This is a genomic window from Shewanella surugensis, from assembly GCF_023284005.1.
Lineage (GTDB): Bacteria > Pseudomonadota > Gammaproteobacteria > Enterobacterales > Shewanellaceae > Shewanella > Shewanella surugensis.
In genome coordinates, this window is the sequence record NZ_JAKIKS010000139.1 from 1 (window position 1) to 14,283 (window position 14,283).

The 14,283-nt window shown below is 42.6% G+C and carries 12 protein-coding genes and 2 pseudogenes; 5 read left to right on the top strand and 9 right to left on the bottom strand.

What is annotated here, in order from left to right; all coding sequences use genetic code 11:
* Positions 1–158 precede the first annotated feature (158 nt).
* From ggt to L2764_RS22860, 3 genes and pseudogenes are all read left to right on the top strand, one after another.
* Positions 159–1,677: pseudogene (gene ggt, locus L2764_RS22850) on the top strand (gamma-glutamyltransferase).
* Between the two features lie 59 nt (positions 1,678–1,736).
* Positions 1,737–1,958: a hypothetical protein gene (locus L2764_RS22855; RefSeq protein WP_248942634.1), complete on the top strand. Its 222-nt coding sequence runs from the start codon at positions 1,737–1,739 to the stop codon at positions 1,956–1,958.
* A gap of 25 nt (positions 1,959–1,983) precedes the next feature.
* Entirely contained in the window at positions 1,984–2,238 is a 255-nt protein-coding gene (locus tag L2764_RS22860) for a hypothetical protein (protein ID WP_248942635.1), read from the top strand.
* A gap of 1 nt (position 2,239) precedes the next feature.
* Here L2764_RS22860 and prpF read toward each other — a convergent pair whose 3' ends face one another.
* The 8 genes from prpF to L2764_RS22900 all read right to left on the bottom strand — a co-directional run bounded on the left by prpF (position 2,240) and on the right by L2764_RS22900 (position 11,622).
* The gene (gene prpF / locus L2764_RS22865; RefSeq protein ID WP_248942636.1) at positions 2,240–3,481 is read right to left on the bottom strand and encodes a 2-methylaconitate cis-trans isomerase PrpF; all 1,242 of its coding nucleotides are present in this window, start codon (positions 3,479–3,481) and stop codon (positions 2,240–2,242) included.
* A complete protein-coding gene (gene acnD, locus L2764_RS22870; protein ID WP_248942637.1) occupies positions 3,462–6,086 on the bottom strand; it encodes a Fe/S-dependent 2-methylisocitrate dehydratase AcnD in 2,625 nt (874 codons plus the stop codon). The genes prpF and acnD overlap by 20 nt, the downstream gene beginning before the upstream one ends.
* 211 nt (positions 6,087–6,297) lie before the next feature.
* The gene (gene prpC, locus L2764_RS22875) at positions 6,298–7,422 is read right to left on the bottom strand and encodes a bifunctional 2-methylcitrate synthase/citrate synthase (protein ID WP_248942638.1); all 1,125 of its coding nucleotides are present in this window, start codon (positions 7,420–7,422) and stop codon (positions 6,298–6,300) included.
* 183 nt (positions 7,423–7,605) lie between these two features.
* Positions 7,606–8,484, bottom strand: coding sequence for a methylisocitrate lyase (gene prpB / locus L2764_RS22880; RefSeq protein ID WP_248942639.1), 879 nt, complete (start codon positions 8,482–8,484; stop codon positions 7,606–7,608).
* Positions 8,485–8,612: 128 nt separating this feature from the next.
* Positions 8,613–9,296: a GntR family transcriptional regulator gene (locus L2764_RS22885; RefSeq protein ID WP_248942640.1), complete on the bottom strand. Its 684-nt coding sequence runs from the start codon at positions 9,294–9,296 to the stop codon at positions 8,613–8,615.
* A gap of 152 nt (positions 9,297–9,448) precedes the next feature.
* Positions 9,449–9,601, bottom strand: a complete 153-nt coding sequence (locus L2764_RS22890) for a hypothetical protein (RefSeq protein WP_376708475.1) — start codon at positions 9,599–9,601, stop codon at positions 9,449–9,451.
* A gap of 37 nt (positions 9,602–9,638) precedes the next feature.
* Complete coding sequence (locus L2764_RS22895) at positions 9,639–10,085, bottom strand: LysE family translocator (protein WP_248942642.1); 447 nt, start codon at positions 10,083–10,085, stop codon at positions 9,639–9,641.
* 511 nt (positions 10,086–10,596) lie between these two features.
* Positions 10,597–11,622 carry a hypothetical protein gene (locus L2764_RS22900; protein WP_248942643.1) on the bottom strand — a complete coding sequence of 342 codons (1,026 nt, stop codon included), beginning with the start codon at positions 11,620–11,622 and terminating at the stop codon, positions 10,597–10,599.
* Between the two features lie 421 nt (positions 11,623–12,043).
* Between L2764_RS22900 and L2764_RS22905 the strand changes: the two genes are divergently transcribed.
* Positions 12,044–12,409: an MmcQ/YjbR family DNA-binding protein gene (locus L2764_RS22905; RefSeq protein ID WP_248942644.1), complete on the top strand. Its 366-nt coding sequence runs from the start codon at positions 12,044–12,046 to the stop codon at positions 12,407–12,409.
* A 483-nt stretch (positions 12,410–12,892) separates the two neighbouring features.
* Positions 12,893–13,465, top strand: a complete 573-nt coding sequence (locus tag L2764_RS22910) for a hypothetical protein (RefSeq protein ID WP_248942645.1) — start codon at positions 12,893–12,895, stop codon at positions 13,463–13,465.
* Between the two features lie 593 nt (positions 13,466–14,058).
* Here the strand turns inward: L2764_RS22910 and L2764_RS22915 are convergent.
* Positions 14,059–14,283, bottom strand: a pseudogene (locus L2764_RS22915) (transposase); the annotation flags it as partial.

Consider the following 14,283-nt stretch of genomic DNA (forward strand, 5'->3'; position numbering starts at 1 on the left):
GTAAGGTGTTCGATCAGGGTCATTGGGTTACCTCTCAGAAAGTGAGGTGCGATTAGATCACAGTAATTCAGCAGATTCAATCTTTGTTAACAAAGTGCGATCCCGCCCTGGCCACCTCCCAACCTTTAGCAACACAAGTCGCGTTAGATATCTTAAAAATGGGCGGCAATGCCATTGATGCCGCCATTACCGCCAACGCGTTACTTGGACTCGTCGAACCAACAGGTTGTGGTATCGGAGGCGATCTATTCGCGATTATTTGGGATGAAAAAACACAGCAACTATACGGACTCAATGGTTCTGGTCGCTCACCAAAATCATTATCACTGGACTATTTTAAGCAACAAAATCTAACCACGATCCCCGCCTTTGGCCCCTTACCCGTATCCACACCTGGCGCTGTTGATGCATGGTTTGAAATACAGAAAAAATTTGGCTCACTGCCCATGAGCACCTTACTGCAACCCACCATTGAATATGCTGAGAAAGGCTTTCCTGTCACTGAAACCATAGCCTATGAAATGGCGCAAAATGCTAAAAACTTACAACGCTTTCCAGGGTTTGCCCAAGTCTATATGCCCACAGGTACAACACCGCTTAAAGATGATATTTTTAAAAACCCACACCTCGCCAATACCCTAAAAAAAATAGCCCAAGATGGAAAAGATGCCTTTTATAAAGGAGAAATAGCCAAAACCATTACAGCATACATGGAAGCTAACGGCGGTTTTTTAAGTTATGACGACTCAGCGCGCACCACTCACAGTGGATTTCACCCGTATCCACCCATTACCGAGGCTTCGATGTCTGGGAGTTACCTCCCAATGGCCAAGGGATTGAAGTATTACAAATGCTCAATATGTTAGAGCAACACGATATAAAAAAATGGGTTTTGGCAGTGAAGTCTTACTCCACACTGTGATTGAAACAACAAAACTGGTTTATGAAGATCGAGCCAAACTTTACTGCGATCCTGACTTTAATCACATCCCCATCGATGTGCTGCCCTCAAAAAATTATGCCCGCGATCGCAACAAACTGATTTTCGGTCATGCCAGTCAACGAGTAACAGCTGGCATTGAAGCCTTAGATCACGGTGATACGGTATACCTGACTACAGCCGATAAACACGGCAACATGGTCTCTTTAATCCAAAGTAATTATCGCGGTATGGGATCGGGTATGACGCCAACGGATCTGGGGTTTGTGTTACAAAACAGAGGACAACTCTTTAGCTTAAACAGCCAAGATTTTAATCGCTACCAACCTAATAAACGGCCTTTTCACACCATTATCCCCGCATTTGTTACTCAGCAAGGCCGGCCTTGGCTTAGTTTTGGTGTCATGGGTGGCCCTGTACAACCTCAAATGCAAGTGCAAATATTACTCAATTTAATCGACTTTAATATGAACCTGCAAGAAGCGGGCGATGCGCCACGCTTTTTTCATTCAGGAACAAGCCAACCAACGGGACGAAAAATGACCACAGGTGGCTGCATTAGCTTAGAAACAGGTTTTAGCGATCTCACTCACCACGACTTAAGTAACAGAGGTCATGACATACGCAACATCACAGGGGAATACGGTGGCTATCAAGCCATTCTATGGGATGATAAAAGACAAGTGTATTTTGGCGCCTCAGAGAGCCGAAAAGACGGTCAAGCCGCAGGATACTAGGCCTGACCACTCATTATTCAGAATGGTTAAATTTCAGACTCAATAATAAAAGGCAATCCATGAATTATTTATCACTCGCTAAACAAATAGCCACTGAAGTAAAAGCGGCCTTGATCGTGGATTTAAAAAATAAACATAGCTTCTATATCGACGCAAAAAATGAAGCTGATACAAAATCGACGCATCATGCCGATAGCATCGCTTATCAAGTCATTAAAACCATTTTAGCGCCCTATCAATGCCAAATATACATGGAAGGATTCCAATATCGAACTCTGTGAATTAGCCAGAAATGCTGCAGATTTCATGATAGAAGCGAGAGAAATCTCTGATTTCTATAATCTACTCAGCTATCCTATCGTCCGTTATGCCGGTGGGATCATCGTCGTTCGAAAAGGAGAAAACCTAAGCAATCAAGTGATCTTACCTAACGCTGTATATGACTTTATTGCCAGCACGAACAAACCATTACTGAAAGAAATCATCCACACTCTCGATACTTTTAAGCAAAAAAAAGAGCATAAAACACAGCGCACTGTGTTTACACTCTTAGACAAATAACCTAAAAATCATCCACAGGAACGCACACCCAGCCTTCCATCAGCACCCGAGCGCTGCGGCTCATCACCGCCTTATTAACTTGCCATTCACCGGCTTGAATACTCGCATCACAGCCCACCTTTAACGTACCAGACGGATGACCAAAACACACACTCCCAGATGAAGGATCACGCTTATCTCCGCCGACGGCTTGATACACTAAGGTTCCCGGAATAACGGCCGCAGCGCCAATAGCCACAGCAGCAGTACCCATCATGGCGTGATGTAGTTTTCCCATCGATAGCGCCCGCACATTAAGATCGATCATCGAACTTGAAATCGTTTTGCCACTCGATGACGTATATTCTTTCGGCTCTGCGACAATAGCCACTTTCGGCGTATGAGCTCGCAATGCGGCTTCATCGATATGCGCAATTAAACCCATTTTCACCGCGCCATGAGCGCGAATAGTCTCAAACATCGCTAACGCTTTGACATCGCCATTAATCGCGTCTTGCAACTCAGTGCCGTTATAACCGATATCTTCAGCCTTGATAAAAATGGTCGCAATACCTGCATTGATCAGAGTGGCCTTTAACGAGCCACTTGCCACAACTTCCGTTGGCAGGCTTAAATCATCAACGAGGTTTCCAGTAGGAAATAGGGCACCCTCACCATCGGCGGGATCCATGAACTCCACCGCTATTTCAGCAGCCGGAAAGGTCACACCATCAAGCTCAAAATCTCCCGTTTCTTGGACTTCACCCTGAACCATAGGCACATGAGCAATAATGGTTTTACCAATATTACTCTGCCAAATACGCACCACGGCAATGCCGTCATCTGGCACACGTTGCTTATCGACCAAGCCACTGTTTATCGCAAAAGAGCCCACCGCGGCCGATAAATTGCCACAATTTCCGCTCCAATCAACAAAAGGTTTATCAATAGACACTTGCCCGAACAAATAATCCACATCGTGATCAGTTTTATCGCTCTTCGACAAAATCACCGTTTTACTGGTACTCGATGTTGCGCCGCCCATTCCATCCGTTTGTTTACCGTAAGGATCGGGGCTGCCAATCACCCGCAATAAAAATGCATCACGCGCAGGACCAGCCACTTGAGCCACATCGGGTAAATCGGCTAGATTAAAAAATACGCCCTTACTGGTGCCGCCACGCATATAAGTGGCGGGTACTCTTATCTGAGGAGCATATACTTGAAAATCGGGTATATTAAGATCAGTCCCTCGCTGTGACATATGCAGCCCCTTTTTCTAAAAAGTCTTGTGCAAAACGTTGCAGCACGCCACCCGCCTCATAAATAGACACTTCTTCAGCGGTATCGAGCCTGCAAATCACAGGCACTTCAACACGCTCGCCATTTTTTCGATGCATGATCACTTTCAAATGTGCGCCCGGGGTACGATCGCCCACCACGTCATAAGTTTCAGTGCCATCAATTTGGTAAGTGTGACGATTTTCACCCTTTTTAAACTCCAGTGGCAACACGCCCATTCCCACCAAATTGGTACGATGGATGCGCTCAAAGCCTTCAGCCACAATCACTTCGACCCCCGCTAAACGTACCCCTTTCGCCGCCCAATCACGCGATGAACCTTGACCATAGTCGGCGCCAGCAATAATAATCAATGGCTGTTTACGTTCCATATAAGTCTCAATGGCTTCCCACATCCGAGACTCGATGCCTTCAGGTTCAATGCGAGCAAAAGATCCTTGTTTAACTTCAAGCGCCCCCTCTTTCCCTATTTGCGTCACCATCTCATTGAACAGCTTTGGGTTGGCAAAAGTGGCTCGTTGCGCGGTCAGGTGATCGCCTCGATGCGTGGCATAAGAATTAAAATCGACCTCAGGCAGACCCATTTTATGTAGGTAAGCCCCCGCCGCGCTGTCGAGCATAATGGCATTGGAGGGAGAAAGATGATCGGTAGTAATATTGTCCCCTAATACCGCCAATGGGCGCATCCCTGTCATCGTGCGCTCACCTGCCAATGCGCCTTCCCAATAGGGAGGGCGGCGAATGTAGGTGCTTTGTGGGCGCCAATCATATTGAGGATTATTATCCTTACCGTATTCCACCTTTATGTCGAACATCGGCTCATACACTTGGCGGAACTGCTCAGGTTTAACACTCTTAGCAATCACCGCATCAATTTCTTCATCACTAGGCCAAATATCTTTGAGTCGGATGTCTCGACCTTGGCTGTCTGTACCCAGCACATCTTGCTCAATATCAAAACGTATGGTGCCCGCGATGGCATAAGCCACCACCAAAGGCGGTGAAGCTAAGAAGGCTTGTTTTGCATAAGGATGGATGCGACCATCAAAGTTACGATTACCCGACAATACCGCGGTGGTGTATAAGTCTCTGTCGATCACTTCTTGTTGAATAACCGGATCTAACGCGCCGCTCATGCCATTACATGTGGTGCAAGCAAAACCCACAATCCCAAAGCCTAACTGCGCTAACTCGGACAATAAATTGGCATCTTCAAGATATAATTGCACAGTTTTAGAGCCTGGGGCGAGTGATGTCTTCACCCAAGGTTTACGGCTTAATCCTTTCGCGTTAGCATTACGGGCCAATAATCCAGCAGCAATCACATTTCGAGGATTAGAGGTGTTAGTGCAGCTCGTTATCGCCGCAATGATACAGGCACCATCAGGCATTAAACCGGCTTGGCTTGCAACCTTGCCGCTAATACCTTTACCCGCTAAATCCGCGGTAGATACGCGGCGATGTGGATTAGAAGGTCCTGCGATATTGCGTCCAACCGATGATAAATCAAAGCGCAATACCCGCTCATACTCGGCATCAATTAAACTGTCACTCCACAAACCACTTTGCTTGGCATAGGTTTCAACCAATTTTACTTGGGCTTTATCTCGCCCTGTCAGTTTTAAATAATCAATGGTTTTTTCATCAATATAAAACATGGCAGCAGTGGCCCCAAATTCTGGCGTCATATTAGAGATCGTGGCGCGATCGCCCAATGTGAGTGCACTGGCACCTTCACCAAAAAACTCTAAATAGGTCGACACCACTTTTTTATTGCGTAAAAATTCAGTGAGCGCCAACACGATATCGGTAGCCGTTATGCCACTTTGGCGCTGACCCACCAGCTCAACCCCAACAATATCCGGTAAACGCATATAAGAGGGACGACCGAGCATGACACTTTCAGCTTCCAATCCACCGACACCAATGGCAATCACACCTAACGCGTCCACATGGGGGGTATGGCTATCGGTGCCCACCAGCGTATCGGGAAAAGCCACTCCATCACGCGATTGCACCACTGGGGACATTTTCTCTAAATTGATCTGATGCATGATCCCGTTGCCGGGCTGGATCACATCGATATTCTTAAACGCCGTTTTAGTCCAATTAATAAAATGAAATCTGTCTTCATTACGCCTATCTTCAATGGCACGGTTTTTCTCAAACGCATCGGGATCAAATCCAGCGTGCTCGACGGCCAAAGAATGATCGACAATCAGTTGTGTCGGCACCACAGGATTCACTTGCGCCGGATCGCCCCCTTTATCGGCAATCGCGTCCCTAAGACCCGCCAGATCAACCAGTGCCGTTTGGCCTAAAATATCATGGCAGATCACTCGAGCGGGGTACCAAGGGAAGTCTAAATCACGCTTACGATCGATGATCTGAGTCAAACAAGCGGTTAATGTATCAGGACTACAACGACGAACGAGATTTTCAGCATAAACACGTGAACTGTAAGGCAGCTTGCTATAAGCACCTGGGCTGATGGCATCGACAGCGGCTTGGGTATCAAAATAATCGAGAGAGGTTCCCGGTAAAGGCTTGCGGTAATCGCTATTCATAACTTATTCCATGTATATACTTCAATCCCCCGTACTATCGAGTTCACAATGATGCTCACAACCAACAATGAACACACGATAACGAATGATCTGGGTATAAAAACTCACACTAAAAACGAAATTATTTTATACCCAAGTGACTCAAAAATACGCGTCACTTGGGTATATTGATAATGAAAAAAGGCCGCTAATGCTGCCCTCATCATGCTTTTTATCTTTCGCTTATTGGCAATACTTTACGCGGCTCTGCACCAATATAATCGGCGCTGGGGCGAATGATGCGGTTATTCGATCGTTGCTCCATCACATGTGATGCCCAGCCAGTTAAACGCGAACACACAAAGATAGGGGTGAATAATTTCGTCGGAACCCCCATAAAGTGGTAAGCCGAAGCATGGAAAAAATCAGCATTACAAAATAATTTTTTGCTATCCCACATGAATTCTTCACAGGCAACAGAAATATCATAAAGCGACGCATCACCAAATTCCTGAGCCAATTTTTCAGACCAAGATTTAATGATCACATTACGTGGATCGGAAGTACGATAAATAGCATGCCCAAAGCCCATGATTTTCTCTTTCCTCTCGAGCATCCCCGCCATTTGTATTTTGGCATCAGCAGGAGAAGCGAACGATTGGATCATATCCATTGCCGCTTCATTGGCACCACCATGTAGTGGACCGCGTAACGTCCCGATAGCCCCTGTAATACAAGAAAACATATCCGATAAGGTGGATGCACAAACGCGAGCCGTAAAGGTTGATGCGTTAAACTCATGCTCTGCATATAAAATCAAAGACACATCCATGACTCGGCGATGCAACTGTGATGGTGCTTTGCCATTCAGTAAATGCAAAAAGTGACCCGCAAGCGACTCTTCATCGGTGATACAGTCAATCTCAACATGGTCATGAGAAAATTTATACCAATAACACATGATGGCAGGAAACGCCGCCAGCAAACGATTAGCCGCTTTTTTCTGCTGATTAAAATCAACTTCAGGTTCTAAATTGCCTAAGAAAGAACAACCGGTACGCATCACATCCATAGGATGAGTATCAGCAGGAATAGCTTGTAATACTGCTTTCAACGCTTGGGGTAAATCTCGCAGTGCAAACAACTCGGTTTTATAAGTCTCTAATTGCGCTTTATTGGGTAACTCACCATTAAAAAGTAAATAGGCCACTTCTTCAAAAGAAGTATTATCAGCAAGGTCTGAAATATCATAGCCACGATAGGTCAACCCTGAACCTGATTTACCGACCGTACATAAGGCTGTTTCACCTGCACTTTGACCACGAAGACCTGCACCCGCTAATTTCTTATCTACCATCACTGTATTCCTTTCAATTTGTATTACAGGTTGTAACCATCCCTATAGGATGACTCACTGCTCACTTTCCATCTCGAATATGATTGGTATGCTCAAGTCACTTGCGCATACTGCCATCTGAAACGATTCAAATGCCATTACTTCTGTTAACCCTTCGTGGTTATCACCAAAGATCAACAGGCCCTAGAGATTCTTACCTTCTGCGAACAAATTGTCTAGTTTTTGTTCGTAATCGTGATAATCCAAATAATCGTACAAGTCCATACGAGTTTGCATCGAATCAACCACCGCTTTTTGATCGCCATCTTCTAAAATAGCGCTATACACTCGCTCAGCAGCCTTATTCATTGCTCTAAACGCACTGAGTGGGTACAGCACCATAGCAGCACCCCATTCACCAAGCTGTTCTTTATTCCAAAGCTCTGTTTGACCGAACTCAGTAATATTGGCCAAAATAGGCACGTCTAAAGCTTCGGAGAATGCGCGATAATGCGCCTCGGTTTTCACCGCCTCGGCAAAAATACCATCGGCTCCAGCCGCTACATAGGCTTTGGCACGCGTAATTGCCGCTTCTAACCCTTCTTGTGCAAAAGAATCGGTACGCGCCATGATGAAAAAATCAGCATCAATTCTGGCATCAACCGCGGCTTTAATGCGATCGACCATCTCTTCGGTTGACACGATTTCTTTATTCGGACGATGACCACAACGCTTTTGCGCCACTTGATCTTCCATATGCACCGCTGCAGCACCTGCTTTTTCCATATCACGCACCGTCTTGGCTATATTAAACGCGCCGCCCCAACCAGTATCGATATCAACGAGTAAAGGTAAATCACACGCAGAGGTAATACGCTGCACATCAACAATGACATCATTGAGTGACGTCATCCCCAAATCGGGTAAACCATAAGACGCATTGGCCACGCCGCCACCAGAAAGATAAATCGCCTGATGACCAATTTTTTTCGCCATAATGGCCGAATACGCATTAATGGTGCCCACGATTTGCAACGGTTTATTATCCGCTAACGCCTGACGAAACTTCTTACCTGCACTCATATTTCTCTCCCTGCTGTTCCAAATGGTAGTGTTTCAAGCTTGCTATTAATGTGTGACTTTAATCTCTTCTTTTAATAAGTTTTTTAACGGCTTATGCTGTCAACAATTGTTGGAAATTAAATCGCATCTCAATTGCTCAGCTTGCTTTCAATATTATTTTTTGAATATAGAATGTGTCGTCTCATGAGCATTTCAGCCAGCTCTTCATCTCTATTGGAAATCGCTTGCACGATATGCTTATGCTCGTCAAATGCGGTCGTGACACGAGGACCGCTCATGCCTAATTGCACGCGATACATGCGCACCAGATGATAAGTCCCATCTAGCAGCAGAGAAATAAGGTGATGATTTTTACTGCCTAATATAATGCGATAATGAAAATCCACATCACCCGCTTCTTGATAGTAAGACTCGCCAGATTGCACCTCATGAAAATGGGTATTCAATAAGCTATTGAGATCGCTAATTTCTTCATCAGACATATTTTTAGCCGCTAACCTCGCCGCCATGCCCTCTAACGATTCACGCACTTGGTAAAGTTGAATTAAACCTGCTCGCGTTAAACTCACGACTCGCGCGCCCACATTGGCTTTTCGCTCAACTAAATGACAAGCGCTCAGACGGTTAATCGCCTCACGGATCACCGCACGGCTCACCGTATATTTTGTCGACAATTCAGTCTCACTTAATTTAGAGCTTGGCAATATAACGCCTTCGACAATGTCCTTTCTCAGCTGTAAAAAAGTCTTATCTGCTGAAGTAATGGCTTGCTCTTCGATATATTCGTTTAATAATGGGCTGATAACAGGCATAAAGTACACAGTGGATAAAATGCTTAGATTGTCGACAATCTAAGCGTTTTATCCACTTTAGTCAAGTTTTAGCGGATTAATTGTCGACAACTAGCTATCTAACCCCTGAAGCCTTAACAAATACCTTAGGCTAAACAGGGGTTCAATCTCACTCACAATGATAATTTAGCCGTCGCTAATTTGGCACTAAATGCAATAAAGACACTCCCTGATAATACATTTAGCCAACGTGCACTCTTAGCATGAGTAAAAAATACCTTAAAGTGTTCTGCAAGGATAATCACAACAACAAACCACATTGACACGACAATTGCTTGTGTTGCTCCGAGTAGCAAGCTGTCACTAAAAACAGCGCCATGACTGACAAATTGTGGAAAAATAGATAAATAAATAAAACAAAATAATTTTAGGATTGAGTAAATTGGTCAACAACCCCTTAATAAAGTGACTCATCACACTTATCGACTGATGACTTTGAGGTGTTGTAAGTGACTTCATATGAAATCCTGCTGTTAGATTCATCCAACCCAACCAAAGTAAATAGGCAACCCCAATCCATTTCAGCATCATAAAAGCCATGCTCGATTGAGCAATCAGTAAACTGAGTCCAAGTGCAGAAATAAAAGCATGTACAATAAAGCCAAATGCCACTCCCGCCACATTAGCAAGCGCCATTAAACGATTTTTCGCTAACGCGGTAAAAAGAACCAATAACGCATTCGGCCCAGGAATAACCGCAATAAACAAAACGATACTGGTAAAAGCAGCCCAAGATTCAACATTCAACATTCATAATAATTTCCATAAAATAAAGACAAAAACGTTCGCACCTTAAAAAATAAGATGTGCGAAATTATTCGTTTAATATTAAAACAAGAATTAAGAAGTCGGTGGGCAACGATTACTAGAAAAATTTAACATTCACATATTAACTCACTTGTCGTTTCAACCATCATAACAACAAAAAACAAAAAACAAAAAACAAAAAACAAAAAACAAAAAACAAAAAACAAAAAACAAAAAACAAAAAACAAAAAACAAAAAACAACCTATACAATAATCAAAACAATAGGCTGATTTAATTAGACTTTAACCCGTAACCTTCAGCTTGTATACATTATTATCAACCTACAACAACAAGCGCATATAGTACCTACATAATGTCAACCTGAATCAACTAACACAATCACTCAATATATGGGTGCACACAGGATCATTACCCAATAAACCCCAGATAACTGGGGCTGAATAAATTGAAAAATGGAAAACTATTCCACGTAACGGAATCAATATTAACAGGCTAAATATCCTTTAAAAAACCAGTAATACGATCTTTAACATCCCCTTCTATGTTCTCCAAGAAATTATTAATTTTTGTTTTCTCTAGCGTTTTGATGAAATCTACGTCAGGTTTAAAAAGAGTACCATCAAAATATTTTGCTTCAGTACCCGATCCCTCAGGAGAACCATGATCGGCATTAATAGATTCACGCCATACCCATGCGTGTCTTGCCCACTCACCTTGATCGACAAGCTCAGGGGCGGTGAACCAAACGTTCCATGAAAGCACGTTTTTCTTTTGCAGCATATTACCTGAGCCTAAATTGAACACATCCATAATAAGCTGATTAACGGCATCGACTTCGACATAACCTGTTTTTATAATCGAGCCAATCTGCACACTCAAATGCCCGACAGACCAAGCTTCAGGATGCTGAGCAAATTCAGGAATAGGAAAGTCCTGACTTTGGCCTTTACTAAGCGGAAAAATCGGTTGTTCAGGATCTTTAACGATACTTGTGGTAACAATGATTGCCTGCGATTTTTTCAAGGGAAGAGGCAGTTTTTTATCGTCAAAATATTCCCATAACAACTTAACGATCGGATTTTGCTTTGCACTAGGACTGAACCAGATCTTACCCACAACACCCATTTCTGCTGCAAGTTCTCGGTTTGTTTCATTGACCCATCCTCTTGTTCCAGTCACGGTGACTTCTACATTCAAACTCCCCAAGGTTGGAGAAGTAATACCTTGCTGAGGACAGATAATAGAATAAACTCTTCCCTTATCGGTATAACCCAATCTAGAGATATCAGGGGCGAACATTTGATAGCACCGCTTAGGATCGGCATTACCTTTTTCGGTCTCCCAGCTAAACTCAGGCCATTTAACTGCTTGCTGGCGCTGGAGCTTATCAATGTTGAACATATTATCTGGCATTGGTAAAGATGTAAGATCTGGTTTTGGATAGGCAAATGCCGTATTTGATTCCTCAAATCCCCCTTCCCACCCCGATACAACATCCGAATGATTTTTGATTTCCATTAACTGTTCTTTCCTTTTTAAGTTAACCAATAGCACTGATGATAGAACCGCCAATAACCTCTACTGGCAGGCATGTACTCAAGCCAGCTTAAAATACAGATTTCAGCGGCCTTAGTTTGATACCACTACGCTATCAGGTTAGCCAACATAAAAACATTACCCTTAATGTCAGAAATTACAGTTAAATCACGAGTTCAAATAACCCATTAAAATTGAGCGTCCCTATGGTTATTTACTCCCTAAAAAATGGATCATACATTGATAAATCACCTCTACCGCAATGACAAGATCATGAGTTACCACACACAGCAAATTAGTCGATACCACCTCTGACAATCTATTTCTCTGTATGTTATAAGTTGGACAATCACTGACGGTTATCACCGAAAATAATAATAACCAAACAAAAAAGGATCGCCATATGACTCATGATGAATTCAATCATTTTTGTGGTTCATTACCCGCCACCACTTATGTTATGCAATGGAACCATTCCCACGTATGGAAGGTCGGCGGCAAAGTATTTGCAATTGGTAATTTAGGGAAAAGCAATCAAGCCACATACACCTTCAAAGTCTCAGAACAAAACTTTGTCTTTTTAACTGAGCATTCAGGTTACCAACCCGCTCCCTATTTTGCATCCCGTGGCATGAAATGGATACAGCAAATTGACAGTACCAAAGACACATTTGAAGCATTAACTTATTACTTAACGCAATCCCACCACATCGTATCTTTAGGCCTCACCAAAATAAAACAAAAACAGCTGGGCTTAGATCTGGGGTAATAGATCAGCTATGATTTAAACCATCCCATAACAGTTTTAAGGGCTTTTTTTAGATCTCGTATGCTCTGAAATTCACATTTAAAAAAGACTAAATATCAGCGACTAATGCTAGATAAGGTTATTTTCGAGGGAGGCGCAAAACCCCACACAGTACTACTATTGTTGCAAGACACTGATTTAAAGCAACATTTATTCTTATCATGGTTTACCGTTCCGTTGCACCTTATATCCCAATATATTGCGCTTATTGAGTTGAACTGATTTTACTCCATTTACTGTTTTGCTCGGTGTTTCCTAGATCTCAGCAATAACCATCATCACATCAGCTTACTTCTATTGCTTTAATCTCGCATATAGGAAAGTTTTACGGGTCCTTTATTGCGCCATGAATATCTATGAACTATGTTTTATTAGCTTTTTAGCGAGGAAAAAGATATAGAAAACTTAACGGATATATTTACACTTAATTTCACGAGGAAAAAAATGTTAAATAAATTAATTAAAGGCGATATTTTATTAAGTCCTAGTAAAGTCACTGCAACTGAGTTTCAACTTGTTTTGGCCCATCAAGTTAATAAGCCAACGCTAACGATAAAAGCGGAAGGCTATGCTGAAGGTATTACTGCTCCAACAATTAAAGCCATTGATTTAACAGCTGAGGTACCATTATTTGTCGTTACAGCACAAGACTCACCAGCCATTGGCTTTTTCCCCTATACAGCTCAACAAACATTCGATGGTATAAGAGGAGATTTAACTGAAATAAGCATTCAGACACCTGAAGGAATAACGACTTACCCAGTCATACACCTATTATCGGGTCAAAATGCTCCTGTTCATCCTAAAGCCTTAAGTGAAATTTCAGAAAAGCAAATAGCTGGCTATGCATACAATCAGTCGAATTTTAATGTCGCATTTAATAATGCAGTCAGTCAGTTGTATAAAAAATTCCCTGGACATATCTCTGCTAAAGTAGTGGAGTCAGGATTTGTTGCTGCGGGTTCACCTGTTGGTATTGCTTATACTTATGTTGTGATGGAGCAAGAATCAAACTAATAGGGACACCAATTAAAAATTGTCTATCGATGTAAATTATTTACTATTATACTAGCTCTATAGTTATCAGCTTTAACACGCACGAAAAATAGACCACAAGCCAACCTAGCGGTACTTGTCCTGATGTTTTTTCGTGTGTTATCCACACTATTTTATGTCCTTTATCAGTTCGTAATCACAGCCAACTCAAATCAAAGCAACACACTGTCTTTTGCTTTTCATTCCCCCCATCGAAATTGCTGAAATACTTTCAACAAATCATGTAAAACGTATAAGGATATACGCTTAGCTTTCGCGGGACAGGCCATTTTTTGATATCCCTATCATCACGGCATTTGTAAGTCCATTTACATCAGACATCCCAGCGGATACTCGTTATAGCCAGCCATTATTAATCAATAACATACTGAGAATTCTAAAAGATATCAACACTCAGCATCTATCAAATCTAGATCTGAACCATTTTCAACATATTACCTGTTAATAATCTTGAAAAATGAGTGAGATAAGTGGAATTGGTGAGTTTTAGGCTGTTAAATAACGACTCAGTTGATTAACTGAAGGAAGTATTCTTTGAAATAATAGAAAGGGATCTAGCCTACTTGCATATACTGGCAACACTTTGAGAAGTGCCGTCGTCGTTTATCTAAATGTTCATAGTAGCGGCTCAGCTCTTGTAGCGTACCAACAGGACCATGAAACAATGTCCCAAACTCTGTGATGATTTTTAGCCAATTTTCAGCTGGAATATTGAGTCTATTCAATATCTGCTCTGCATTCGCAGATATCGCTCCCCGTTTATCATTTCGGATAATTCG